A 25636-nucleotide genomic window follows, 5' to 3' on the forward strand; every position below is an offset into this window, starting at 1 on the left:
CAAAACTATTCAATTCCACCAATTCGAGAAAAACGCACGCCTGTTGGCACCCAACTCGGTAATAAGCTGTCTTGGCTACGATCAAAGTCAAAACTCATCCAAATGGCAACGGCTTCGCCAACTAGGTTTTCTTCAGGTACAAAGCCCCAGAATCGACCGTCTAAACTATTGTCCCTGTTATCACCCATCACAAAATATTGGCCTTGCGGCACAACAAACTCATCGCGTTGACTGCCTTGTTGCTTATAGTAAGCACCAACACGCGCCAGAGTTTGATGATTAATTAAAATGTCGTGCGTTTTATTTGGCATTTTCGAGGTATAGCGAGATAACGGCATTATGCCATCGCTATAATCGTCTTTGTTTTTAAACTCTTGCACCACTTGTTCAAACTCAGGGCAGTTTGTATCTGACTCTTGACATGCTTTTTTGATATACAACGACTTATTACGGTAAATAATGCGATCGCCAGGCAAACCGATAACACGTTTAATGTAGTCAATTTGTGGCTCTAATGGGTATTTAAATACCACAACGTCGCCGCGCTCTGGTAAGCCAACTTCAACAAACTTATTACGTGCGACAGGATCGCGTAAGCCATAGTTAAACTTGTTTACTAAAATAAAGTCACCATCAAGTAACGTAGGCATCATAGAGCCCGAAGGTATTTGAAATGGTTCATATAAAAACGAGCGTAAAATTAATACAAAAGCAATAACAGGAAATATCTGTACTGAGGTATCAATTAATACCGGCGGCTCTGTAATTTTTAACTGTGCTTCTTCAGATAAAGTATCACCGCACTGGCTTTGTGCATCGGCTAAATTTAAACGGCGTTGCGGCGCCCATACAAACTTATCAATAGCCCAAATCACACCAGTGACTAAGGTGATTGCAACTAAAAATATCGAAAAATAAACTGCCATAAGAGTTCCGGTTTATCCTAATTATCTAACTTAAGAACTGATAAAAACGCTTCTTGCGGTATTTCTACATTACCGACCTGCTTCATGCGCTTTTTACCTTCTTTTTGTTTTTGTAGTAGTTTCTTCTTACGTGAAATATCACCACCATAACATTTAGCGGTTACGTTTTTACGCAGTTGCTTAACCGTTGTACGGGCAATAACGTTATTGCCAATAGCAGCTTGAATTGCAATATCAAACATTTGACGATGAATAAGCTCTTTTAATTTTTCTACCAACATACGACCGCGAGCAACAGAATTACTTCGGTGGGTGATCATTGCAAGTGCATCAACACGATCACCGTTAATCATCACATCAACACGCACCATGTCTGCCGCCATAAAACGAACAAAATGATAATCAAGAGAAGCGTAACCGCGGCTGGTAGATTTTAATTTATCAAAAAAGTCCATAACCACTTCGGCCATAGGTAATTCGTAAGTGACCGCAACCTGATTACCGTGATAAATAATATCTTTTTGCACGCCACGTTTTTCGATACATAAAGTAATAACATTACCTAAATGCTCTTGTGGAACTAAAATGTTAGCTTGAACAATCGGCTCACGAATTTCATCGATGTTATTAATTGCAGGTAAATCACTAGGATTATCAATCGATAAGATCTCACCATTGGTACAAGCAATTTCATAATTTACCGTCGGCGCTGTGGTAATGAGATCAAGATTATATTCACGCTCAAGACGCTCTTGAATAATTTCCATGTGTAACATGCCAAGGAAACCAATACGGAAGCCAAAACCAAGTGCTGATGAGTTTTCTGGTTCAAATAACAATGAAGCGTCGTTTAAGCTTAACTTGTTTAATGCGTCACGGAAATTTTCATATTCATCTGAGCTAACAGGGAAAATACCCGCATAAACTTGCGGTTGTACTTTCTTAAAACCAGGTAATGCAGACTCAGCTTCTTTTTTAGCGATAGTAATGGTATCACCAACTGGCGCACCATGAATTTCTTTAATACCCGCGATAATAAAACCAACTTCACCTGTTTTTAACACGCCAGTGTCGGTTTGTTTAGGCGTAAAAATACCCACTTTATCGATGATATGTGTTTGGCCCGTCGACATAACGACCATTTTGTCGCCTTTGCGAACTTCACCGTTGACAATACGCACGAGTGAAACAACACCTTGGTAATTATCAAACCAAGAGTCAATAATCAACGCTTGCAAATTATCGTCAGGATTACCTTCTGGTGGTGGAATGTTTTCAACAATCGTCTCTAAAACATCTTCAATGCCAATACCTGTTTTAGCTGAACAAGTAACGGCACCGGTGGCATCGATACCAATAATATCTTCAATTTCTTCACTAACGCGATCAGGGTCGGCCTGCGGTAAATCAATTTTATTTAAGATAGGTAGAACTTCTAAGTCCATTTCAATCGCTGTATAACAGTTTGCCACAGTTTGTGCTTCCACACCTTGGCCAGCATCAACCACCAATAAGGCACCTTCACAAGAAGCCAATGAGCGTGAAACTTCATACGAGAAGTCAACATGGCCAGGGGTGTCGATGAAGTTAAGTTGGTATACTTCACCATCTTTAGCTTTATAGTCTAAGGTAACACTCTGGGCTTTAATGGTAATACCGCGTTCACGCTCAATATCCATTGAGTCTAGAACTTGTGCTTCCATTTCGCGCGCTTGAAGGCCGCCACAATGTTGGATCAAACGATCAGACAGTGTTGATTTACCATGATCGATATGGGCAATAATCGAAAAATTTCGGATATGTTTCATATATGAAAATTCAAATAAATGTTCTAAATATAATAATGGCGAGATTTTAGCTAATTTCGCGCGCTGGGGCTATCTTTATAGACAATTAACTTTCAGCTAAGCTAAGTAATTTGTTTTTAAATGTGTTCATTTCAACAAAGTTACTAGATTAATTGTGTTTCAATGCGATTTTCACAGGCTTTGCGTAATAACTTTGGAATAAGGTTATTTTGACGAGCTTGTTTGGCTAATTGAACTTTAGCAACCCAAAAGCCTAAAACGCCACCCAAAATACCAAAAGCTAACGCATAAAGTTCATGAGAAAATATCGCCTGACTATGGAAGTACTGACCTACCCCTGAAAAGGCAATCAGCCCAACTAACGGCCATAAATATGCTTGAATCGCTGTTGATAACAACGCTTTTTCTACAATGCCAATAACGACTTTGTCACCAATATTAAGTGACAAAGAAGTCTCGAGCTTTACGATGAGTTTTTTTTGAGGAATGGCGCGAGCCACTTGACCACTGGCGCAGCTGTTAACTTGTTGGCAGCTGCTGCAGGTCGACTTTACTTCACTTTCAACGGTCACATGATCTGTGCCAATTTCAGTGACTACAGCTAATTCTTCAATCATAAATACAGCCTATATTAGCGCTCGAGCGCTACTGAATTTACAATTGCTTTAGCTGTGTTTACTGGAATTTTACCAACGACACTAATTTCAATGCCATTAACAACTTTGTTAAGCGCAACGGTTGCACCATCCATCACGTACTCTTCTGCACGCTGCTTGTTCTCGCTTGGACTAACGTACACTGAAATATCAACTAACCCGTCGCTAAACAAAATAAATTCAACCGGTTTTTTGGTTACGCTAATACGGTGGCGGTTAGACGCTATTTGCTTGAAGCCACTTGGCATCCAATTCACTTGCCAAATAAACTCATCTGAAGAGTTACCTGCATTTACATCAATAACAGGGGGTAGCTCAGAGCTAACTAGATGCTTAAGGGTTTCCGGCAAAGTATCGGTAATATCTAAGTGCGTAAACTGCACTTGCTCTAGCAATTGACCTTGACGTGTGATCACCGCGAGTTTTAAAAGTAAGCCGGTTTCTTGATCAAGCCATAACCAGTGGCCAAATCGATGTTTATCTTTTGAAACAATACGCACTAATTGCGCTGAACGTCCTAAAACACGATTTCGACCAACAGGTACAAAGCGATAACTTTGCTCTAAAGCGCTTATATCTTGAGATAAGATGGCAGGAATAGGACCACTAATTCGCTCAGAAATAACCGAATATGGTGGTAATTCAGGTTCAATATAACTGACTACATTGCCTTTTCTCAGAATGTCTCGTCGTGGGCCATTCAGCAATGATAAAAGCTCTAATTGGGTATTTTCTTCATCAACACCGTGAAACCAGTGATAAGGTTCAGCTTGATTATTTTTCACCACAACAAATGATGTGGTGAAGTTAAGTTCTTGAAGGGATTTTGATAAACGTTCAAGCCAAGGTTTAGCTTGCTCTGATTCATATGCTGCTGCTGGAAAGCAAAAAACAACCAGCAGCAATAAACGACTTAATGATTTCATTGAGTAGCGTCTTCAACCTTCTCTTGGGCGGCGGCTTGCATTTGTGCATGCAATTTAACCTGTTGTTGATGATCTGATAACAACGCTTGGAAACGACGCTGCTGCTCAGCAAGTGATTGTTTTTGAGAAGCCGCTGATGTTTGTTGGTAATTGAAACTTACCGGCTCTGCAAAACCACCTAATGGGTTTGTTTGTACTATTTGGTTTGGCGTAACGACATCATTTTCAGCAACATTTTGTTGTACACCAAAAATCATTAAACCTGCAGCAGATGCGGCAATGGCCATTTGGCCAACAGGTTTTGAAAACTGAACAACTTTCGCTTTAACCGTTTCAACAAAACCTGCTTTAGGTGCTGGTGCAAGTACTGTAGGTTCGTCAGCGATAGCATCGGCAATTTGGGCTGCAATATCAAATTGCATGGTTTGAGGGACTTCATCACGCATAACATCACCAATTAAGTGATAACGATCCCACGTCTCAGATAATTGTTCATCTTTGAGGATTTCATCAAGCTGCGCTTCATTTTGTTGATAGTTGTCAACAAGAGAAGAGACTGTTTCAAACTTACTTTCACTCATACACTTACCTTAAAAACCTTAACTTTTAGTTGCGCAACAATGGCTTTATCTTTCTATCGACAGCATCACGAGCTCTGAAAATTCTTGAGCGCACGGTACCAACCGGACATTCCATAATTATTGCTATATCTTCGTAACTTAACCCTTCAAGTTCACGTAAATTAATTGCAGTACGTAAATCTTCAGGTAACTGCTCGATAGTTTCGAACACTACTTTTTTAATTTCGTTAGTCAGTAAAACTTTTTCTGGTGAGGCGTTTTCTCTAAGTGCTTCACCACCATCATAAAACTCTGCGTCTTCAATTTCAACATCAGACCCTGGCGGTTTTCTACCGCTAGCAACCATATGGTTTTTCGCACAATTAACAGCGATTCGATATAACCAAGTATAAAATGCACTATCACCACGAAAATTAGGTAATGCACGATACGCCTTAATAAAAGCTTCCTGCGTTATATCTGGTACATCACTATGATTTTTAACATAGCGAGTCACCAAGTTTGCTACTTTACTTTGATACTTAGTCACGAGCAGGTTATATGCGTTTTTGTCACCACGTTGTACCCGCTCAACCAACTTTTGGTCGACGTTCTGTTCGCTCATTCGAGCCATATCTCCTAATAACCAATAAAATCTGTTTACATCTGGCTCATGGCAAACGCATAAGTAGGACTGCACTGTAATAGAAAAGTTCGAATTAATTTCAATTTATTTGAAAAAAATCTCGTTAGCCATAGTTTAGCACTGTTCGATTGCCATATTTAACGGTATTATCCTTAATCTTCATATAGTACCTCAAAACCAAACATTTATGAATCAACAACATCATTGTGACGTATTAATTATTGGCAGTGGCGCCGCAGGTTTAACCTTGGCTTTGCATTTAGCACAAAATGCAGATGTCGTCATTCTCAGTAAAGCAGCCATTAACGAAGGTTCAACCTTTTACGCACAAGGCGGTGTTGCCGCGGTATTTGATGAAAATGACAGTGTAGCCTCGCATGTATCAGATACCCTTATTGCTGGTGCAGGTTTATGTGAAGAACATGCGGTGCAATATACCGCAGAAAATGCCAAAGCCTGCTTAGAATGGTTGATTAATCAGGGGGTTGATTTTGATAAGGAACCTTCTGAAGACGGACAAACTCGCTATCATTTAACACGTGAAGGTGGCCATAGCCATCGCCGTATTTTACATGCCGCCGATGCCACCGGCCAAGCCATTCAAACAACATTAGTTGACCGTGTGAAGTCGCATAGCCGTATTCGCATTTTTGAGCGCTACAACGCCATTGACCTTATTTGCAATAAAGACAATAAACGCGGTGAACAACAATGTGTGGGTGCCTATATTTGGAACCGCAATAGTGAAAAAGTGGAATGCATCTCGTCACAAAAAACGATTCTAGCAACCGGTGGCGCCAGTAAAGTTTATCAATACACTTCAAATCCTGATGTTGCCAGTGGTGACGGTATCGCCATGGCGTGGCGCGCGGGTTGTCGAGTGGCGAACATGGAATTTAATCAATTCCATCCAACGTGTTTATTCCACCCTGAAGCTGGCAACTTTCTGCTTACCGAAGCATTGCGTGGAGAAGGCGCAATTTTAAGAAGACCTGATGGTAGCCGATTTATGCCTACCTTTGATGAACGTGCAGAACTTGCACCGCGTGATATTGTCGCCCGCGCTATCGACTATGAAATGAAACGACTAGGTGCTGACTGTATGTATCTAGATATTAGTCACAAGCCGGCAGACTTTATCAAACATCATTTCCCAACGATTTATGAAAAGACAAAATCGTTGGGTATCGACATCACTAAACAGCCGATGCCCGTAGTACCGGCCGCCCATTACACTTGCGGCGGCGTAATGATAAATACTCACGGCCGCACTGATGTGCAAAACCTTTATGCTATTGGTGAAGTTTCATATACCGGTCTTCATGGCGCCAATCGTATGGCAAGTAACTCATTATTAGAATGTTTAGTTTTTGCTCGCGCAGCGGCGATTGAAATTGAACAAGAATTAAGTCCGAATCATAAGTTTTATCGTCTGCCACCTTGGGATGACAGCCAAGTAATTAACTCTGACGAGGAAGTGGTTATTCAGCATAACTGGCATGAACTAAGATTATTTATGTGGGATTATGTCGGTATCGTTCGTACCACAAAACGCTTAGAGCGTGCGCTTCATCGTGTTGAACTATTACAGCGCGAGATTGATGATTACTACCGCCACTTTAGAGTGAGCAATAATTTACTTGAACTTCGAAACCTGGTGCAAGTTGCAGAAATTATTATTCATAGTGCGATGCAGCGCAAAGAAAGCCGAGGTTTGCATTACACACTTGATTACCCTGAGCTCAGTGATAAAGCAGAAATTACCATACTGTCACCTCAAAAACGCTAATCGCTGTCGTTTTGCTTTGAAACTCGATAAACAATACGGCTTAACCGTGAAAAACTCTGAGCAGACAAACAGGGCTTAAAAACGAATAAGCGTTTGCTCTGCACGGGTGTCGTTGTGTTTTCATTTTCCAATTGCAAATACAACCAACATCCTAAAAAACTCACTCGGCTATTGGCTTGAATTTGCCAGAAGCCTTTCGTCACTTCATACGACTGTTCACCTTCAGAACAAAGAAAATGTGGCAAGGTGCACTTTCCATCAACTGATAATTGAAAATCGTACTCAGGGACGATTTCTTTACCTTGTTGTTGGTTATTTAAAGAAAAATAAATCACAACAAACAAGCTAATACAAGCAAGTAGCATGGCAAACAAATAATGTAAGCTGTTAAATGCGAGCAAAGCAATTAACAACCAAAGCCCCGATAAAGCCACCATATAGCGGCCATGGAGCGACATTACTTGAATATTAAACTTTAACTCGGCCGAGAATAAACTGCACCATGTCGTTAAGTTCGGCGTCTTTACATTCTTCATGTCCCATAAACCACGCAAATAACTCCGGGTCTTGGCATTCAAGTAAACGCTCAAATACAGCTTGTTGTTCTTTGCTTAAATGCTCGTAAGCCTCTTCAACAAAAGGCATAAAAAGTACATCTAACTCTAACATTCCACGACGGCAAGCCCATCTTAAACGAGCTTTATTTTCAGTTAACGACATATAACACCACTTCAATTTAACACTAGCGCTATTGTAGCAAGTTCACCAATAAAATCGCCAGTTTTCTCTACAAGTTAAACAATAATCTATCGGCAAATCCTTGCTTTTTTAAAATCAGCCCTCATTACTGGTTTATCACTAAATATTTTGCACAAATAATGCTATGACACTGATCACTCAACAAAGTTTGCCTGCCTTTAATCAACTTCCACAAACGTACGCCATTGCTTTAGAGCAGTTCAGTGCAATTTCGTTATCTGGTGAAGATAAAACCAGTTATTTGCAAGGGCAAGTCACTTGTGATGTAACCGCATTAAACGAGCAACAACTCGCTCATGGCGCACATTGCAACGCTAAAGGTAAAGTCTTTTCCGTATTTAGATTAATCAACCGCGACGATAGCCACTTATTAATGCAGCATCAAGCCAGCCTTGACGCTTCATTGGCTGAACTGCAAAAGTTTGGCGTTTTTTCAAAAGTGACCATAGAAAAAACATCACAATTAAGTTTTGCCGCACTAGCAGGCACCAACGCGAGTGAATACTTACTAAAAACATTTAATATCACCCCAGATAATTTATCACCTGTGGTGCAAGCTGACTCTACCACTTTAGTGTATATTGCCGGCCAAACGCCACGTTATTTATTAATAGACTCAGCTGAAAAAATTAACCAACACTTAACGAGTTTTGCTCTTCCGGTTTACCCACAGCAAGTTTGGCAATTATTAGAAATTACTGAAGGTTTCCCTAACCTTTCTTCACCTAGTATTGATGAATACGTACCGCAAATGCTTAACGTACATGCCATTCATGGCATAAGTTTCAATAAAGGCTGTTATCTTGGTCAAGAAACTGTCGCCAGAATGCAATATTTAGGTAAAAATAAACGCGCACTCTTTGCTTTAACAGGCGCAGGCGATGTGGCGCCTGAAGCTGGTGGCAATATAGAAATTCAACTGGGTGAAAACTGGCGCAAAGGTGGCGATATCATTCAAAGCTACCAAGCAGACTCTGGCGAAATTTACCTGCAAGCGGTACTCGCAAACGATGTTGATACGCAAAGTAATTTGCGCGTTAAAGGCAATGAAAGTGTCACGCTACAGTTAATTGAACTACCTTATTCACTTTAAACAAATTTATTTAAATAAAATTAAGACCTAATAGGATCTCAAATGAAAATAGCCCCTAACAAAGTTGTTGTCATGCATTACGCGGTTTCAGATAGCGAAGACACCTTAATCGACAGCTCATACGATCACTCGCCACTTGCAGTAATTCATGGCACAGGTTACCTGATCCCAGGTCTTGAAGATGCATTGCTTGACCATGTAGTTGGCGACAAATTTGAAGTAGAAGTAGCTGCTGATCAAGCCTACGGCGAGCGTCATGACGGTTTTGTTCAGAAAGTACCAAAAGCCATGTTTGCAGAAATTGAAGATCTCGATGTAGGTACTCAGTTACGTGCCAGTACAGATGAAGGTGAGCAAACCGTTATTGTTGTTGAAGTTAGTGATGACGAAATTACCGTTGATGGTAATCACCCATTAGCAGGTATAGATTTAAAATTTGATGTTGAAATTTTAGAAGTGCGCGATGCAACTGAAGAAGAAATTGCCCACGGTCACGTGCATAGTGAAGGCGGTTGTGGTCATAACCACTAAGCAGTAAGTTTTAAGCTTGAAGTAACAAGTTAAAAGCTCCAAGCTTGAAGCTGCAAGATTAAAGCTTTAAGTGATAAGCTTGTAGCTGTAAGCTTAATAATTCAGCGCAGTGATACCCCACTGCGCTAAACTCCTTACTAAGCTAATCGCTTGTACATTCCCTTATACTATTAAATAAGCTACTTAGCCAAACAAGTCACCTAGTTTGCCTTTTAACTTATCTTTAACTTTGTCTTTGGCTTTATCTTTAAGTTCATCTTGTTTTTGCTTAACAATATCTGAATTTTTCAACTCATCAAGCGCACCATCAGTATCACCTAGCAACTTATCAAATGCTAAAATTTCGCCGCTGGCATCGTCATTTAAACTTAATGCGCTTGCCAATTTATCATTTAAACCTGAATTAACTTGTGATTTAAAACCGGTAAGCTTTTGTTGAAGCTGCGCTGAAATAGTGTCTTTTAAAATATTATTCAAAGGTGAGTCAATCGCAAACTCGGGCGACAACATAGGTCCCGTTGCTGATATACCTAATGCTAAGCTGTCCATCGCTTTAAAGGTATCAATAACCATATTGGTCACTTTACTATCACCACTGCCTGCAAATACCGCTTCTGACAAATTTAGGCTATTTTCGCTGACAATATTACCTTGGTTAAGCGAAAAATTTCCTTTTCCTGCCAACGCTGCTTTTTCAATCGCTAACGAGAACTTACTGCTGTCTTGTAATGCCACTTGCGCAAGCTGAACTTGGTTAAAGTTCCATATGCCTTCGCCTTTAACATCATTTTCTTGATTAAGGGAAAAATCCCCTGTTAAGCGCGCATCGCCACCATCGAGTAAATTGGTCGACTCAACATTATAAGTGGTTGGTTTATTCCGTAGCCAATGTTGGTAATTGAGCTCTTCAATGTTGGCAAGAAAATCACCTTGTGGAGAAACAATAGAAATTTTCGCTTTTTTGATCAGAAAGTCCGGCAAAGGATTATCTTCACTAAAGTGAACAAATCGACCTTTATCGCCTAAACTGACTTCTTCAGGTTTTTCATTATTGCCCGATAAAAGTGGTTTAATTTTTTCTAAAAACAACTGAGTGTAATCGTAGTAATCGCGTGCCTGTTCGCCAAATAGCATATGCGCAAAATCGGCGCCGTCAACCTTGTCTAACTGGTATTTGCTTTCAATGTTTTGCCAGTCTTGCTGCGGTGCATTTTTCAGCGCAACGGTTTGCTCGGTTAACAAGTCTTTGCTTTGTTGTAACTGCTCTTTCGCTTGCTTAACAATTGCTTGGTCCGCTTTAAATGATTGTTTAATTTTATCAAAATCAGCTTTTAATTTTTCAATATCAGCCAAGCTTTTCACTTTAACTTTTGAAAGCGCTTTAACTTGTGCTTTGTATTCATCAAGCTTTTCTTTACTTGGTAACTTCGCTTTTAGAGCCGTGAGTTTTTCCTTCTCTGCATGATAGGTTTGCTCTAGCAATTTGCCTTGTTTTATCGTTAATAAATCTGCGTTATCAAGCAAGGTTTGCGGATCAGGTAAACTAATATCAGGCGTGGAAAATAATTCACGCTCGCCACTTTCTTCATCAAGTGCTTGTGCAATGTCTTTAGTGACTTTACCCGGTGTTGCACGTTGAGATGAAAAGGCAAGTTTATCAACAACAACGTCTTCAATAATCACTTTGCCAAAAAGGTATTGCCAAACATCAACGCTAGCGGTTGCTTGTGCAAAGCTCACTAAGTTAGTTGTTGGTTTGTCAGGGTCTGTCGCCTGAAAACCCAAAACCGTTAACTCGACTGGGCTGTAATTAATTTCAACGGATTCAACATTCACTTCTGCCCCTAAATAATAACTACCACCGTATTCAATACCATTTTTAACAAGTGTTTCAATAAACAAATAGATAAATGCAGCAATAAGCAATATCACCACAACAAAACTAGCCAAGCCCTGCCAACGTAAGTAACGACTCATTATAATTCTCCTTGTCCGGAAACTTGCAAGTAAAGACGGTAGAAACGTGAGCCTTTCAACGCTTTTACAATTCTGAATTTTTCAAAGGTGGCTTTAATATGCACGCGATATTTTACAATTAAGGTTTTGACAATAAAGTACAAAGGCACTGCCAAAATAAGGCCAACGACTAACGCGCCCAAGGTGTAAGTATGGTGCCAATGACCAAGCTTAAACAGTGATAATTGATATAAGCCGGTAAACAGACTATTTAATGATTCCGAAGTTAGTAAAGACTCACCCACTTGAACAATTACCGCTGATAACAAATAACTAATACCAGAGAAAAACCCTACCGCTAAAATAAAGGCGCCTAAGTGAACTCTAACTAGCAAAACAAAAAATAAAATAATTAGGTTTTGCAGGGTAAATAATGGCGCCAAGCCAACAACAAAACCTAAAGTGATTGCCAAGGCAATTTGCCGAGTTGAACTTTCAGAGTTCAGGGCATGAAATAATTTAGCCAATAACGTGAGCATTTTTTCTCCTTAATGATGCTTAGCCTATTGATCACTTAAACGGTTTAAGCAATAAATTTACAATCTATAGTTATTATGATTCTTTTCTGGTAAATACCCAATCATTGCCCTTACTTAAATCGTCACTGTATTGGTAACCTGCCAAATCGAATGCTTTAAGTGATTCAAGATCCGTGATTTTATTTTCAATAATATACCTTGCCATTAAGCCTCGCGCTTTTTTAGCAAAGAAACTGATCATTTTATATTGACCGTTTTTCCAGTCTTTAAACGCGGGCGTAATAATGTTGGCTTGTAACTGTTTTTTCTTCACTGACTTAAAATATTCATTAGAAGCTAGATTCACTAAAATATCATCGCCCTGCTCAGCAAGCGCATTATTGAGTTCATTAGTAATAATATCGCCCCAGAATTGGTACAAGTTACTACCCCGCTCATTCGCAAGTTTAGTTCCCATTTCTAAACGATACGCCTGCATTAAATCTAACGGCTTTAATAAGCCATACAAACCAGACAATATGCGCATATGCGTTTGAGCAAAGTCAAAGTCTTGCTCGGTGAAAGATGCTGCATCTAAGCCGGTATAAACATCGCCATTGAATGCTAACACCGCTTGGCGGGCGTTATCGGTCGTAAAAGGCTGCTGCCACTGTCCAAACCTTGCGGCGTTTAGCCCTGCCAATTTATCACTAATACTCATTAAGCTTGAAATATCAGCCGGAGAAAGTTTAACGCATTTATCAATAAGCAACTGGCTATGCTCAAGTAACGTAGGTTGGCTAAACGTCTGTGTTGCTAGAGGAGAGTCATAATCTAAATTTTTTGCAGGAGAAACAACAAGTAACATCGTAATATTCAACTATATCTAACGGGAATGATAACTAATTCTATCCCATAGAATTCACAAATGAAAAGTAAATGATATAAGTGCAACAAAACAATCATAAAAGTCAGTTAAAACATACTTGCTAAATTACGAAAATTTGTTTCAAATAGAGCTGTAGTGGCACCTTCAACCAAGGTTATTGTGCTTTTACCCGATTTCAACAAAATTTTGTTGTTTTATTTCTAAATAAATACTTATTTACATAGCAACTGATTCACACAATTGCAGCAGTGATTATGCAAATAAGTATTAACAGAACACTTTCACAGATAAGTGAATAAACTTTATAGGATATGTTATGGCTAACCAGCTTTCTCAACTTAAACAAATGACCACAGTTGTTGCCGATACTGGCGATATTGAAGCAATTGCAAAATTTCAACCTGAAGATGCAACGACTAACCCGTCACTGCTATTAAAAGCTGCAGCATTGCCAAACTACCAAAACTTACTAACTGAGGCCGTTACTTGGGCAAAAGCACAGTCAAGTGATGCTACACAACAAGTTATTGATGCTGCAGACAAGTTGTCAGTATTAATTGGTTTAGAAATTTTAAAAACGGTACCTGGTCGCATTTCAACAGAAGTAGATGCGCGTTTATCATTTGACACTCAAGCCTCTATTGCTAAAGCGCATAAACTAATCGGCATGTATAACGAAGCAGGTATTAGCAACGACCGTATTTTAATTAAATTGGCGTCAACGTGGGAAGGTATTAAAGCGGCTGAACAATTAGAAAAAGAAGGTATTAACTGTAACCTAACCTTACTATTCAGTTTTGCACAAGCACAAGCCTGTGCAGAAGCTGGCGTTTACTTAATTTCACCATTTGTTGGTCGTATTCTAGACTGGTACAAAAAAGATACGGGTAAAACAGAATATGCTGCTAATGAAGATCCAGGCATAGTTTCAGTAACTTCAATTTATAACTACTACAAAGCCAAAGGCTACAATACGGTTGTAATGGGCGCGAGCTTTAGAAATGTCGGTGAAATTTTAGAATTAGCAGGTTGTGATCGTTTAACCATCAGCCCTAATTTACTTGATGAACTTGCCAATACAGAAGCAGAAGTTAGCCAAAAATTATTTGCTGACCAACCTGCACTTGCTGCAGAAAGTGCGTTAACTGAATCAGCATTTCGTTGGGAGATGAATCAAGATGCAATGGCGACTGAAAAGTTAGCAGAAGGTATTCGTAACTTCGCGATAGATCAAGAAATTTTAGAAAAACAATTAGCAGAAATGCTTTAATTAACGCCAGTTTATCGCTACTTTTTATCAGTTTTTTGCTGCTTTTAAAGACAATTATTTTGTAAAAAGTGTTCTATTTTCTTCAACATTGTGTTATTAAAACAATGCAGTTGTAGATAAAAGGAGCACTCTATGGATAAACTTCAACAAGTTTTGAGCCCATCAAATAAAACAGCAAAAACAAGTGGCAGCAATAAAAAAAGAAAGTGGCGTGAAATAGAACAACTGAAAGACCAGTACCAACTAGAAAAAGACCTCAAAGTCTTTGAAGATTCATTAGAACATATGTTGGACGAGTTTTAGCATTAAAACTAAATAAAAAACCCGGTAACTACCGGGTTTTTTATTAACTGAGCTCAGCTTAACTAGGGGCTTTTGAGGTTAAATTTCATTCAAAGTAAACGCTTTTTGTTTAAGGCGTGAACAACACTGCATGGTTGTTCCATGTAAGTTGTGAACAACGATGAAGAAATAGCGTTTAGTTGAATCCAAGGGCTGCGTTTCTAGGCATTTATACCGCATTATTGCGCTTTCATGTGGAATAACCACATAGCAATCGCAATGCTTTGTCTAAATACCGATAAACTGCGGCAAAAATAAACACGAAAGATCAACATCCCCTAAGAAAAGACAAATGACTTCTTCCCCATCAGTAACAGGTTTAGGCAATAACAAGGCCTTACTGAATGTATATATTGAAAATATTCCCCCATTAGAGCAGTACCAAACATTATCAACGATTCAAGCATTGGTGCCTGGTGAAATTCATCAGATCGCACAACTTACAGGCAATCATTGGCGAAAAATTTTCAATGTATTTGCCAAACTGTGTTTTGAATTAGCGCCACTGAAATACCAAACATGGCAACAATATCGTGACCAAGAATTATTGCAATCTCATAGTAATCAATGCTTGTACTTCACTCCCTTTCAGTCCCTGAAAGTTGAAAATAGCAATGAAGCTAGCGTGACTCTCATCATGGGAAAAACCTATGCAAATAAGCTTAATTTGGCCGAGCAGTGCTATTGGCTTAATGAGTATTTTGCCATTAACCAAGAGCAGCGTTTGATTATTTGTCCATATTTTGACTATCGGCAATTATCCAATATTAAAATTAGTCAATTGGCTGTGCTGATCAAACAACTGCAAAATTAATTTTTAAAAAGCACGACTAAAAGTAAATATTTGTAAGTTACAAATCCTTTCTTTAGTATAGATATACCCACTTAGCATTGCGTTAAAATAAAATTATGACTTATCTCGTTCGTAGCATTGCACTGTTAACTTTTATTATTGTTAGCGCTAATGCCAAGCCACTTGTCATCGTAAACTTAACTGAAAAAGCCTCTGCGCAGCAAAACCAATCAAACAGCACTACTACAAACATTGATGGCAAGCTAACAGAGCCGCTTTGGCAAAAAGCAACAAAAGTTGATAACTTTAGCCTACCTTGGCGCAAGCACATTCCACAAGCAACAGTATTTAAGAGCTTTATCGATGACAAGGATTTTTATTTTGCCTTTCAGGTCAATGATAATGAGATTGTTATACAAGAAAATATTAGCGATGAAATTGACGTTGCCAGCCAAGACCGTGTCGAGATATTTATCTCAAAACATCATGACCTATCCGTTTATTATTGCATTGAAATCGATGCTAAAGGGCGAGTGCTCGATTACAAAGCTAAGATCTATCGCCAATTTGATCAAAGCTGGCAACTTGATCAGCTTAACATCGCCAGCACCATAAACGAAAATGGTTACACCATAGAAGGCAAGTTCCCCCTATCTGAACTTGCCAAAATTGGCTTAGGTGAAAATCAGTTCTACATAGGACTCTTTAGAGCTGACTATAGTTCCTCAACTGTTGTAGGTTCATCAATTATTAAGAAAAGCGATATTCAGTGGATAAGCTGGATTAACCCTAATATTGCTCAGCCAGACTTTCATATTCCTGAGGTGTTTCACCCTGCTGTGCTATCGAAATGACATGCTTACGGCAAAGTTTTTAAAGCAACTATTGTTAAATAGCTACTTTAAAATTACTGGCGCTAATACTCGACAGAAAACGGCAAGTAATATTCACCTTTGCTATTTATTTAATAGCTGCTTTATCCTTGGCTGCATCGCTTGTGCCCATAACTGGTAACCTTGTTCATTAGGGTGCAGTAAGTCTGGCATAATATTGGTTAAAATCTCCTGCTGCTCATCAACAAACAAGGCATTTACGTTGAGATAAAAAACCCGCTCGTCATCAGCAAAAGATGAGATCTGGCTATTAATTTCATCGTTACGTTTACGCATTTCATTGTTAGGCGATATATGGCGAGGAAATATTGCTAGCAATAATACGTTCGACTCGGGCATACGGGTTTTAATTTCACTCACAATCTTATTGATACCTTCAGCTACGTGAGCGGCTGGATCCATTCTATGGCCGGTGTTATTAGTGCCTATCATCAAAATAGTCAGTTTTGGGTTTAAATGGTCAAAAGCGCCGTGGTCTATGCGCCACAAAAGGTGTTCGGTACGATCGCCACTAAAACCTAAGTTAATGGTTTTTTTCTCATCAAAATACTGATCGAAAACTTTTGCTCCGGTGTTTTCCCAGCCATGCGTAATAGAGTCGCCAATTAGTACCACTTCCACTTGGCTGTTTTTAGCTTTTGCCTGCTCAAGCTTTTCTTGGTGACGGCTTAACCACCAATTTTTTGTCCAACCTTCGTCTTGTTTAATAACAGATGCCGCATAGTTCGGTGGCGGTGTTTCAACCACAACAGTACATGCCGTGATGCTAATGCTGAATAAAAAAGATAGCAGTGTTTTTGTTGTTAGGTGCATAGTATTCTCTTTTTTAGATTGATTATGTGTCGTTAAAATACCTATAAAAATGCCCAGCAATAAACTATTGATGGGCATTAATAATTACGTTTGCGAAAAAGTAAGACTAAAAATGACTAACTTTCTTCGCTGTCAGCGTCTACCGGCTTAGCGCTAACTTCAATTTCAACCCGTGCGACTCGCTGTAAACCACGTGGTAATTTATTACCGCGTCGACCACGCTCACCACGGTAATGCTCAACATCACTCGCTTTAAGGGTTAATTTTCGCTTACCTGCGTGCAAGGTTACTGAGTCTTCAGGCGAGATAATTTGCAACAGGGTAACGAACTCTTCTCGTGCTTTCGCGCGAGCCGATGCAATGTTAATAATTTTGTTACCTTTACCTTTGCTTAATACCGGTAAATCTTTCACTGGAAAAACCAGCATTCGCCCTTCAGAGGTCACCGCTAACACTAAATCAGTGTCGATATTGTGTATCGGTTGAGGCGACATCACTTTTGCATTGGCCGGTAAGCTTAATAACGCTTTACCATTTTTGTTTCGACTGACCATGTCAGAAAACTGACCAACAAAGCCATAGCCAGCATCACTACTTAATAAGTATTTCTGCTCATCATCTGCCATCAATACTTTTTCAAAAGTTAACCCTGCACCTATGCTAAAACGGCCTGACAATGGCTCGCCTTGGCTACGTGCTGTTGGCAAGGTATGCGCTTCAGTGGCATAAGCCCTGCCGCCACTGTCAATGACAACAACAGGTGCGTTCGAGCGTCCTTTGGCAGAGCATAAGTAACTGTCACCTGATTTATAACTTAAGCTTTTCGCTTCAATGTCGTGACCTTTAGCACATCGTGCCCAGCCTTTTTCTGAAACGACAACCGTTACCGGCTCGCTTGGTACTAAATCTTTTTCTGATAAGGCTTTAGCTTCGCTTCGTTCAACTAAGTGTGAACGACGCTCATCGCCATAGGTTTCAGCAGCTTCTAGAATTTCTTTTTTCAACAAGGTATTCATGCGCGCTTTTGACGCGAGAATTTTTTCTAACTTGTCGCGCTCTTTAGCAAGTTCATCTTGCTCAGCGCGAATTTTAATTTCTTCTAATTTAGCTAACTGACGCAGTTTGATTTCTAAAATGGCTTCAGCTTGCATTTTTGATAAGTCAAAACGCGACATTAACTCAGCTTTTGGATCATCAAAATTACGTATGATCTCAATAACTTCATCAATGTTAAGATAGGCAATTAACAAGCCGTCTAGAATATGTAAACGTGCTAATACTTTATCTAATCGATACTGCAGGCGACGACGTGTTGTTTCACGGCGAAACTCTAACCATTGCGTTAAGATCGCTTTAAGATCTTTCACTTCAGGCTTATTGTCTAAGCCAATCATATTTAAGTTAACGCGGTAGTTTTTTTCTAAATCAGTTGTCGCAAATAAATGCTGCATCAACTGTTCAACATCAACTCGGTTAGAACGCGGCACAACCACTAAACGGGTTGGGTTTTCATGATCAGACTCATCACGTAAATCAACCACCATCGGCAGTTTTTTCGCCTGCATTTGACTAGCGATTTGTTCTAAAATTTTACCGCCCGAGGCTTGATGTGGCAGTGAAGTAATGACAATATCGCCATGTTCAATATCATAAACCGCACGCATTTTGATACTGCCACGCCCAGTTTGATATATCTTTTCAATATCCGCTTTTGGCGTGATTATTTCAGCATCCGTTGGATAATCAGGCCCTTGAACATAATCAAGTAGCTCGGTTAATTCGGCTTTAGGTTTTTCAAGCAAATGCACACAAGCACTGGCAATTTCTCGAACATTATGTGGTGGAATATCGGTCGCCATACCAACGGCAATACCGGTAATGCCATTTAATAAAATATGCGGTAAACGTGCCGGTAAGGTTTTAGGCTCTTTCATAGTGCCATCAAAGTTAGGCACCCAATCAACCGTGCCTTGCCCTAACTCAGCTAGTAATACTTCACTAAATTTAGATAAGCGCGCTTCGGTATAACGCATTGCCGCGAACGATTTAGGATCATCTGGTGCACCCCAGTTGCCTTGACCGTCAACCAGTGGGTAACGATATGAAAATGGCTGTGCCATTAATACCATGGCTTCGTAACATGCAGAGTCACCATGTGGATGGAACTTACCTAAAACATCACCAACAGTACGTGCTGATTTTTTGTATTTAGCAAGTGCAGATAATCCTAGTTCAGACATGGCGTAAACAATACGTCGCTGAACTGGTTTCAAGCCATCACCTATATGAGGCAAAGCACGATCCATGATCACATACATGGAATAATTTAAGTAGGCTTCTTCTGTAAAACGTCTTAACGGGCGTTGTTCCACACCATCAAGACTAAAATCAAGCGCATCCGACATGTCAGAATTTCCTAATGTACGATGTTATTTTTGTTATAAAAGATTAGAGCATGTTTAATTCGAACGAAATTTATACCACAAAGGTCAACATGCTGTAGTTTCTAAAAACTAGAAACAAGAGCTACACGCTCAGAAGCTACTAGCTTAGCCGATATTGGGCAGGGAAAAAATAGTTAAGTGTTATTATCTTTTTAATCAGGTTAATTTATTTAAATCTGCGTTAATTTGTGGGGTATAATTAACCACTTGATTGCGACCATTTCTTTTTGCTCGATACATTGCTTGATCGGCGGTATTGAGCAATGTTTCAAAATCAGCATCAGATAAAGTAACACAAGATAAACCAAAGCTGGCGGTAATTGAATTATTGATGCCTAAACTTGCAAAGCTGGTTTGGTGTAATTTTTCTTTAAATCGCTCGGCAATACTGACACTAGCAGCTAACTTGGTTCCCGGAAATATTGCGACAAACTCTTCGCCACCAATTCGCGCAAAAATATCACGCGAGCGCATAATGTCTTTACCTATTTGTGCGACTTTTTTGATCACTTGGTCACCAACATCATGACCAAAATTGTCATTAATCGCTTTAAAATTATCAATATCTAACATTAGAACGCAAAATACTTGCTTAGTTTCTCGAAAGTTATCAACTAAGGCTTGGCCTCTTTTAAACGCATTTGAACGATTAAGCAAACCGGTCAAATTGTCTTTTTTGGCTAAAGTTCTCAGATCTCGACTGATAATAACTTGTCTGATCAACATACCTATAAAAACTAACGACAAGAGAATTAAGACAATTTTTTCTCGCTGATAAGCGATATTGGCTTGATTGGCTTCTTCTATTTTTTGTTGGGTAATTTTATTTTTACTTTCAAGCAACTCATTCTCTTTATCTTTACGGCGAGTTTCATATTTTAACTTCAACGCTTCAACTTCTTGCGCTCTTAAGTATTCAATATTATCGAAATAATTATTCAAATACGTTTTTTTGGTTAAATACGCCTGTTGATAGTTAAGTTGATAGGCATAAGCTTGCGACAATAATAAATAAGCTTGGTTAAAACTATCTGATTGCAATTGCAACTTTGATAGCTTAGCCGCTAAAGTTTCAACGGTTGTTAACAGAGCAATGGCGTCATTATATTTTTGTTCTGATAATGCGATTTTGGCTTTAGTCAATAACAGCAGATATTGCTCTGCAGGGTTTAAAGCGTGTTGATCAAATTCACTAACCAACAACTGCTTTTGTGCCAGTTTTGGGCTGTGCATTGCCAAGCGATTAAGTTGCTCAATTGTTGGGGAAATATTAAAAATAGAAGTCGTGCTGACGCTTTGCTCGTTAGTGTTATCAAAATTAACAGCCTGCGCAAAAGTTGGCGCTACAAAACAACCGAAAAGAAGCAGTAAGCATATTGGCACAACTTTAATTAATAACATACTTTATTGCGCCCTTCATTTTTAGCTTGATACATTAACGCATCGGCATCTTTTAAAACATCATTAAAACTTTGGTGACAACGGCTGTCATAAGTTGCCACACCAACAGAAATAGTTAGTGACATATCAATGTTAGTGGGCCACTGATGTTGCTCGACCATCTTTTTATAACGATGAGCAACATCTATCGCTTGATGTTTTGTCGTGTCGATTAACAAGCAAATAAATTCTTCACCGCCAACACGGGCAATCGTATCGCTACCGCGCATAATATCGTCGCCAATTCGAGCAATTATTTTTAGCACGGCATCGCCGGTGCTATGGCCTAAACTGTCGTTCACTTGTTTAAAATGATCAACATCAACCATTAATACACTAAAACCGACATGGTGCAGTTTGGCTTGTTTAAAACTATAAAAACCTAAGTCATTTAAATAACGGCGATTAGCAATGCCAGTAAGTTCATCTGTGCGCGTAATTCTTAATAGTTTATTTTTACTTTTTGATAAGCTAAATAACCACCAAGCAAAAAATAACGACAAACCAACACCAATCAAAACCCCCATAAATTGCTTTTCTTTTTGCTGATTTAACTGGCTTAACGTTTCTTCCTGAAAAGCCTGTTTTTGCGCCAAAATTTCATTTTCGATATCGGCTTGTTCGCTTTCATATTGTATGCGAATGTCATTAATATCATTAAGCTGCTCGTTACGAATATTTTGATAGCTCAAATCAGTATAGTTTTGTTGTATTTGGTAGGCTTGTTCATATTCGCCTAAATCGGCATAAATGCGCATTTCAATCGCAGCTAATGACGAATACAAATACTTAATCGAGGTGCTTTGACTTTCAGGCAATAGCAGTTTTATTTGCTCAATCGCACTTAACGCTGACGGATACTTTTTTAACCTTCTTAAAATGGCCGCTTTGTCGAGTAAAAAAAACAATTGTGCTTCGTGTTGCTCAATATCATCTATATGCTTTTCAGCTAATAACAAATAGCGGTAAGCCTGCTGATGGTCACTGTCTTTTTGATCAATCAACGCCAGTGAAAGATTAAGGTAAATGGTATGAATAATGCGATTAGAAATATTTGCGTTTAGTTGCTGCTCGGCTTGCTTTAATGTTGCAATAGCTTGGGTGTAATTGTTAAGTTCTAAATACGTAGTGCCCAAATTTACTAAACAATTTATTCCACTTGCAAAATCTTCAGCAAGAAGAGAATGTTCATAACAGCCATGATAGTTTTCTATCGCTTTTTGGTCGTCTTCTAAGTAACCATATAAAAGTGCCAACTCACTCATGACTAGCCCTTTAAGCTCACTATCATCAAGCTGCTTAGCGATTTTTAAAGCATCAGTTAAAATAACCAACGAACGTTCGTAACGTTCCGTTAAATAATAAATAGCGCCATAATTTGTGAGCCCATAAACCACCAGCTTTTGATCATCAAGTGATTGGGCAATTTCAAGACCATTGGCATAATCGATGGTTGCTTGTGATATATCGCCTAACGACTCGTTAGCAAAGCCAAGTGTATAATAAAGTTTAGAAACCTCACCATTTACAATCTGCTCACCATTCGCTAAGTTCAGCCCTAATAAGCTTTGTTTTTTGGCTTGGTTATACTCACCGTTATCGAGTAAAATTTTACTTTCTAATTCAAATAATTTAACTTTTTGCTCGGCTGTATAGTTGTCTTCTTTTTGCTTTAGTTCAATAAGCTGACTTAATGCGCCTGCGGCATCAGTTTTACGTAACGTTTGTATCTCTTCAAGCACAAGATCAAATCTTTGCCCTTTATTTTCTGCAGCATAAAGCTCACTACTTACAACAAGCAGTAACAAATAAACAGGTATTGCATAATGACCAATTAACCCCGTTTTATTCAGCAAAATGTGCAACCTTACAGAAAAAATAAAATGAAAGTCCCAGAACGTATAGACCTTGGTGGTGTAAATGTCGTTCGAATTAAACGTGATTTTATCAAGGCATAGTGATTGAAGTATAGGCATTATAAATAAATGAGCTATAACTCCACCACGTTTAAACGAGTCTTAAAGACAATTTTTATTGCGTATTTCTACTGCATTATCGACTATTTATGTGAAATAACCACACTGCATAGGCAATGCTTAGTATAAATACACAATCTACTTCAGCCCAAATATACACCAAAGTTCAACACGCTCTAGTTATTTTATAGCGCAATCGCGCTAAAGAGACAATTTCAACCCTATAATAACTAAGGGTAATGATTAAAATTATGATTGAAAAGCAATTTGTCAGCTAGCTTGAGTTTTCACCTTAAACCAAGCTAGCTGCAAGTTATCAACTATGACGGTGAAAAGTTAGCAATACAGCGCTAATAGTTAATTTTACGGATAAAAAACGCCGAACTTAATGCCAGAAACGCGGCAACGATTAAACAGGCGGTAATATTATATTGCTGATATACCCAGCCTGATAAAATCGTGCCTACTAATCGACCAAGGGCATTGGCCATATAATAAAAACCAACGTCCATTGAGACGCCATCTTCTTTGGCCATGGCGACAATAACAAAGCTGTGCAGCGATGAGTTGATCGCAAAGGTAATGCCAAATAACAACAAACCTATGGTAATAACTAGCGCGGGAGACAAGCCTTGCGACAAAACAAATGCGATTAACGCTGTAACAACCGATAGCGCCAAGGCCCACAAAAACAATAACCGCCCCTGCGACATCGATGTTATATTCGCGCGGGTTATTTTGGGGGCAAACGCTTGTACTACGCCATAAGCAATCACCCAGCTTGCCATAAAGGCGCCAACATAACTGTGCGACCAGTTTAATTCAACGGATAAATATACTGGCAATGCCACCACAAACCATACGTCTCGCGCGGCAAACAAACATAGTCGCGCTGCAGATAAATAATTTAAATCAGCGCTTTTAGAAAATATCTCAGAAAACTTTGCTTTGCTTTTCGCTTTGCCCATATCAGCATTAAGTAAAAATACACTCAACACAGCAATAATCATTAAGACAATTGCCATCACTAACATCGCTTGTTGAAAACCAAATAAATGCAGCAGCAAGCCACCTAAAAAGAAGCCAACGCCTTTTAAGGTATTTTTAGAACCGGTAAGTAAGGCAACCCATTTAAATAATGCGCCTTGTTGATCGCTTGGCACTAAAGTTTTGATACTACTTTTAGCGCTCATTTTATTTAAGTCTTTGGCGATCCCCGACAATGCTTGCGCAGCCATTACCCAAATCACGGTTAAATACTGGTTATCAACCGTTAACATTAGCAGCGCAGCAACTTGCAAAAACAAACCAACATTCATGGTTTTATTAAGTCCTAGTCGCGCACCTAGCCAACCGCCCACTAAGTTAGTGACAACGCCAAAGGCTTCATAAAACAAAAACAAGCTGGCTATCGCTAAGGGCTGATAACCTAATTGATGGAAATAAAGCACAACCAACATGCGTAGCGCACCATCGCTTAAGGTGAAAAACCAATAATTCATGGTGATGATTAAATATTGCTTTACCGCCAGTGGTAACGCGCGCAGTTGTGAAAACATCATGACTTTACTTCATTTATTACGATTAAAAATTATGCTTGGTCAGATAAACCAACCATGCGCATTAGCTCTGCGGAGCGATTAGCGTAACCCCACTCATTGTCATACCAAAGGTACATTTTAAGCTGAGTATCATTTACCACCATGGTTGATAACGCATCGACAATGCTCGAACGTGGGTCAGTTTTGTAATCAACAGAAACAAGTGGTTTTTCTTCATAACCTAAAACCCCTTTTAGCTCGCCTTCTGCTGCGTTTTTCATTAATTGATTAATTTCTTCAACCGTCACTTTTTTATTTAGCTCAAAAACACAATCGGTGATCGAAGCGTTTGCTAACGGCACTCGCACAGCATGGCCATTAAGCTTGCCTTTTAATTCTGGGAAAATATGCGTGATCGCCGTTGCAGAGCCAGTAGTTGTTGGTATTAAACTTTGACCGCAAGCACGGGCACGGCGTAAATCTTTATGGGGTGCATCCAAAATAGTTTGGGTATTAGTGATATCATGAATGGTGGTCATGCTGCCGTGTTTAATGCCAATGCTATCTTGCAGTACTTTTACAACAGGTGCTAAACAGTTAGTGGTACACGAAGCCGCGGTAACAATTGGAAATGTATCAGCGTCGTATAAATGATCATTAACGCCCATAACGACATTTAAAATGCCATCTTCTTTAACTGGCGCGGTAACAACAACCCGTTTTACTTTTTGATCTAAATACGCTTGTAATTTTTCGGTAGTTTTCATCACACCTGACGCTTCAACGACCACATCACATGCTGACCAATCAGTGTCAGCAATAGCATAATTACCGGTTATTTTGATGCGCTTGCCGTCAATAACCATTTCGTCATTTTCAGCCAATGCTTGGTGCTGCCAAATACCATGAACAGAGTCGTAATTAATTAAATGCGCTAATGTATTAGCATCACCTTTAGGGTCGTTAATTTGAATAAATTCGACTTCTGGCCATTGCCATGCAGCGCGCATCACTAGTCGTCCCATGCGACCAAAGCCGTTAATACCTACTTTAATTGTCATTTTGTT

The 25636-nt window shown here is 39.2% G+C and carries 24 protein-coding genes; 7 read left to right on the forward strand and 17 right to left on the reverse strand.

Annotation, left to right across the window (positions count from 1 at the left end):
- Positions 1 to 5: 5 nt before the first annotated feature.
- The 6 genes from lepB to rpoE form a co-directional block, all read right to left on the reverse strand.
- On the reverse strand, positions 6 to 926 hold the full coding sequence (gene lepB / locus ACRRSQ_RS03855) for a signal peptidase I (protein ID WP_440874386.1): 921 nt from the start codon (positions 924 to 926) through the stop codon (positions 6 to 8).
- A 17-nt stretch (positions 927 to 943) separates the two neighbouring features.
- Positions 944 to 2734, reverse strand: a complete 1791-nt coding sequence (gene lepA / locus ACRRSQ_RS03860; protein WP_440874387.1) for a translation elongation factor 4 — start codon at positions 2732 to 2734, stop codon at positions 944 to 946.
- 143 nt (positions 2735 to 2877) lie between these two features.
- Positions 2878 to 3351, reverse strand: a complete 474-nt coding sequence (locus ACRRSQ_RS03865; protein WP_440874388.1) for a SoxR reducing system RseC family protein — start codon at positions 3349 to 3351, stop codon at positions 2878 to 2880.
- Positions 3352 to 3365: 14 nt separating this feature from the next.
- The gene (locus ACRRSQ_RS03870; RefSeq protein ID WP_440874389.1) at positions 3366 to 4316 is read right to left on the reverse strand and encodes a MucB/RseB C-terminal domain-containing protein; all 951 of its coding nucleotides are present in this window, start codon (positions 4314 to 4316) and stop codon (positions 3366 to 3368) included.
- Positions 4313 to 4897, reverse strand: coding sequence for a sigma-E factor negative regulatory protein (locus tag ACRRSQ_RS03875; protein WP_440874390.1), 585 nt, complete (start codon positions 4895 to 4897; stop codon positions 4313 to 4315). Before ACRRSQ_RS03875 ends, ACRRSQ_RS03870 begins: the two co-directional genes overlap by 4 nt.
- 25 nt (positions 4898 to 4922) lie before the next feature.
- Positions 4923 to 5501: an RNA polymerase sigma factor RpoE gene (gene rpoE / locus ACRRSQ_RS03880; RefSeq protein WP_440874391.1), complete on the reverse strand. Its 579-nt coding sequence runs from the start codon at positions 5499 to 5501 to the stop codon at positions 4923 to 4925.
- A gap of 208 nt (positions 5502 to 5709) precedes the next feature.
- On the opposite strand from rpoE, the gene nadB reads away from it, so the two are divergent.
- Positions 5710 to 7311, forward strand: coding sequence for an L-aspartate oxidase (nadB, locus tag ACRRSQ_RS03885; RefSeq protein ID WP_440874392.1), 1602 nt, complete (start codon positions 5710 to 5712; stop codon positions 7309 to 7311).
- Here the strand turns inward: nadB and ACRRSQ_RS03890 are convergent.
- On the reverse strand, positions 7308 to 7847 hold the full coding sequence (locus ACRRSQ_RS03890; protein ID WP_440874393.1) for a hypothetical protein: 540 nt from the start codon (positions 7845 to 7847) through the stop codon (positions 7308 to 7310). The two genes, nadB and ACRRSQ_RS03890, sit on opposite strands and share 4 nt — an antisense overlap.
- A complete protein-coding gene (locus ACRRSQ_RS03895) occupies positions 7780 to 8031 on the reverse strand; it encodes a succinate dehydrogenase assembly factor 2 (RefSeq protein WP_440874394.1) in 252 nt (83 codons plus the stop codon). Before ACRRSQ_RS03895 ends, ACRRSQ_RS03890 begins: the two co-directional genes overlap by 68 nt.
- Positions 8032 to 8194: 163 nt before the next feature.
- On the opposite strand from ACRRSQ_RS03895, the gene ygfZ reads away from it, so the two are divergent.
- The gene (ygfZ, locus tag ACRRSQ_RS03900; protein WP_440874395.1) at positions 8195 to 9163 is read left to right on the forward strand and encodes a tRNA-modifying protein YgfZ; all 969 of its coding nucleotides are present in this window, start codon (positions 8195 to 8197) and stop codon (positions 9161 to 9163) included.
- 42 nt (positions 9164 to 9205) lie between these two features.
- Complete coding sequence (locus ACRRSQ_RS03905) at positions 9206 to 9694, forward strand: FKBP-type peptidyl-prolyl cis-trans isomerase (protein WP_440874396.1); 489 nt, start codon at positions 9206 to 9208, stop codon at positions 9692 to 9694.
- 183 nt (positions 9695 to 9877) lie between these two features.
- Here the strand turns inward: ACRRSQ_RS03905 and ACRRSQ_RS03910 are convergent, their stop codons facing one another.
- From ACRRSQ_RS03910 to yaaA, 3 genes are all read right to left on the reverse strand, one after another.
- The gene (locus ACRRSQ_RS03910; RefSeq protein ID WP_440874397.1) at positions 9878 to 11671 is read right to left on the reverse strand and encodes a TIGR03545 family protein; all 1794 of its coding nucleotides are present in this window, start codon (positions 11669 to 11671) and stop codon (positions 9878 to 9880) included.
- Entirely contained in the window at positions 11671 to 12189 is a 519-nt protein-coding gene (locus tag ACRRSQ_RS03915; RefSeq protein WP_440874398.1) for a TIGR03546 family protein, read from the reverse strand. Before ACRRSQ_RS03915 ends, ACRRSQ_RS03910 begins: the two co-directional genes overlap by 1 nt.
- A gap of 73 nt (positions 12190 to 12262) precedes the next feature.
- Positions 12263 to 13036, reverse strand: coding sequence for a peroxide stress protein YaaA (gene yaaA, locus ACRRSQ_RS03920; RefSeq protein ID WP_440874791.1), 774 nt, complete (start codon positions 13034 to 13036; stop codon positions 12263 to 12265).
- A 337-nt stretch (positions 13037 to 13373) separates the two neighbouring features.
- Between yaaA and tal the strand changes: the two genes are divergently transcribed.
- From tal to ACRRSQ_RS03940, 4 genes are all read left to right on the forward strand, one after another.
- On the forward strand, positions 13374 to 14327 hold the full coding sequence (gene tal / locus ACRRSQ_RS03925) for a transaldolase (protein ID WP_440874399.1): 954 nt from the start codon (positions 13374 to 13376) through the stop codon (positions 14325 to 14327).
- A 132-nt stretch (positions 14328 to 14459) separates the two neighbouring features.
- On the forward strand, positions 14460 to 14630 hold the full coding sequence (locus ACRRSQ_RS03930; RefSeq protein WP_440874400.1) for a DUF3545 family protein: 171 nt from the start codon (positions 14460 to 14462) through the stop codon (positions 14628 to 14630).
- Between the two features lie 331 nt (positions 14631 to 14961).
- The gene (locus tag ACRRSQ_RS03935) at positions 14962 to 15483 is read left to right on the forward strand and encodes a DUF6942 family protein (protein WP_440874401.1); all 522 of its coding nucleotides are present in this window, start codon (positions 14962 to 14964) and stop codon (positions 15481 to 15483) included.
- 95 nt (positions 15484 to 15578) lie between these two features.
- Positions 15579 to 16316 carry a carbohydrate-binding family 9-like protein gene (locus tag ACRRSQ_RS03940; protein ID WP_440874402.1) on the forward strand — a complete coding sequence of 246 codons (738 nt, stop codon included), beginning with the start codon at positions 15579 to 15581 and terminating at the stop codon, positions 16314 to 16316.
- Positions 16317 to 16418: 102 nt separating this feature from the next.
- Here ACRRSQ_RS03940 and ACRRSQ_RS03945 read toward each other — a convergent pair whose 3' ends face one another.
- The 6 genes from ACRRSQ_RS03945 to ACRRSQ_RS03970 all read right to left on the reverse strand — a co-directional run bounded on the left by ACRRSQ_RS03945 (position 16419) and on the right by ACRRSQ_RS03970 (position 25630).
- On the reverse strand, positions 16419 to 17168 hold the full coding sequence (locus ACRRSQ_RS03945) for a GDSL-type esterase/lipase family protein (protein WP_440874403.1): 750 nt from the start codon (positions 17166 to 17168) through the stop codon (positions 16419 to 16421).
- Positions 17169 to 17284: 116 nt separating this feature from the next.
- A complete protein-coding gene (gene parC, locus ACRRSQ_RS03950; RefSeq protein ID WP_440874404.1) occupies positions 17285 to 19573 on the reverse strand; it encodes a DNA topoisomerase IV subunit A in 2289 nt (762 codons plus the stop codon).
- Between the two features lie 195 nt (positions 19574 to 19768).
- A complete protein-coding gene (locus tag ACRRSQ_RS03955) occupies positions 19769 to 21013 on the reverse strand; it encodes a GGDEF domain-containing protein (protein ID WP_440874405.1) in 1245 nt (414 codons plus the stop codon).
- Positions 21004 to 22908 (reverse strand): diguanylate cyclase, encoded by a 1905-nt coding sequence (locus tag ACRRSQ_RS03960; RefSeq protein WP_440874406.1) that lies wholly within the window; start codon positions 22906 to 22908, stop codon positions 21004 to 21006. The genes ACRRSQ_RS03955 and ACRRSQ_RS03960 overlap by 10 nt, the downstream gene beginning before the upstream one ends.
- Before the next feature lie 470 nt (positions 22909 to 23378).
- Entirely contained in the window at positions 23379 to 24587 is a 1209-nt protein-coding gene (arsJ, locus tag ACRRSQ_RS03965) for an organoarsenical effux MFS transporter ArsJ (protein WP_440874792.1), read from the reverse strand.
- A gap of 32 nt (positions 24588 to 24619) precedes the next feature.
- Positions 24620 to 25630: an ArsJ-associated glyceraldehyde-3-phosphate dehydrogenase gene (locus tag ACRRSQ_RS03970; protein WP_440874407.1), complete on the reverse strand. Its 1011-nt coding sequence runs from the start codon at positions 25628 to 25630 to the stop codon at positions 24620 to 24622.
- Between the last annotated feature and the right edge of the window lie 6 nt (positions 25631 to 25636).

The organism is Thalassotalea sp. PLHSN55 (assembly GCF_052030545.1).
Classification (GTDB): domain Bacteria; phylum Pseudomonadota; class Gammaproteobacteria; order Enterobacterales; family Alteromonadaceae; genus CANMXU01.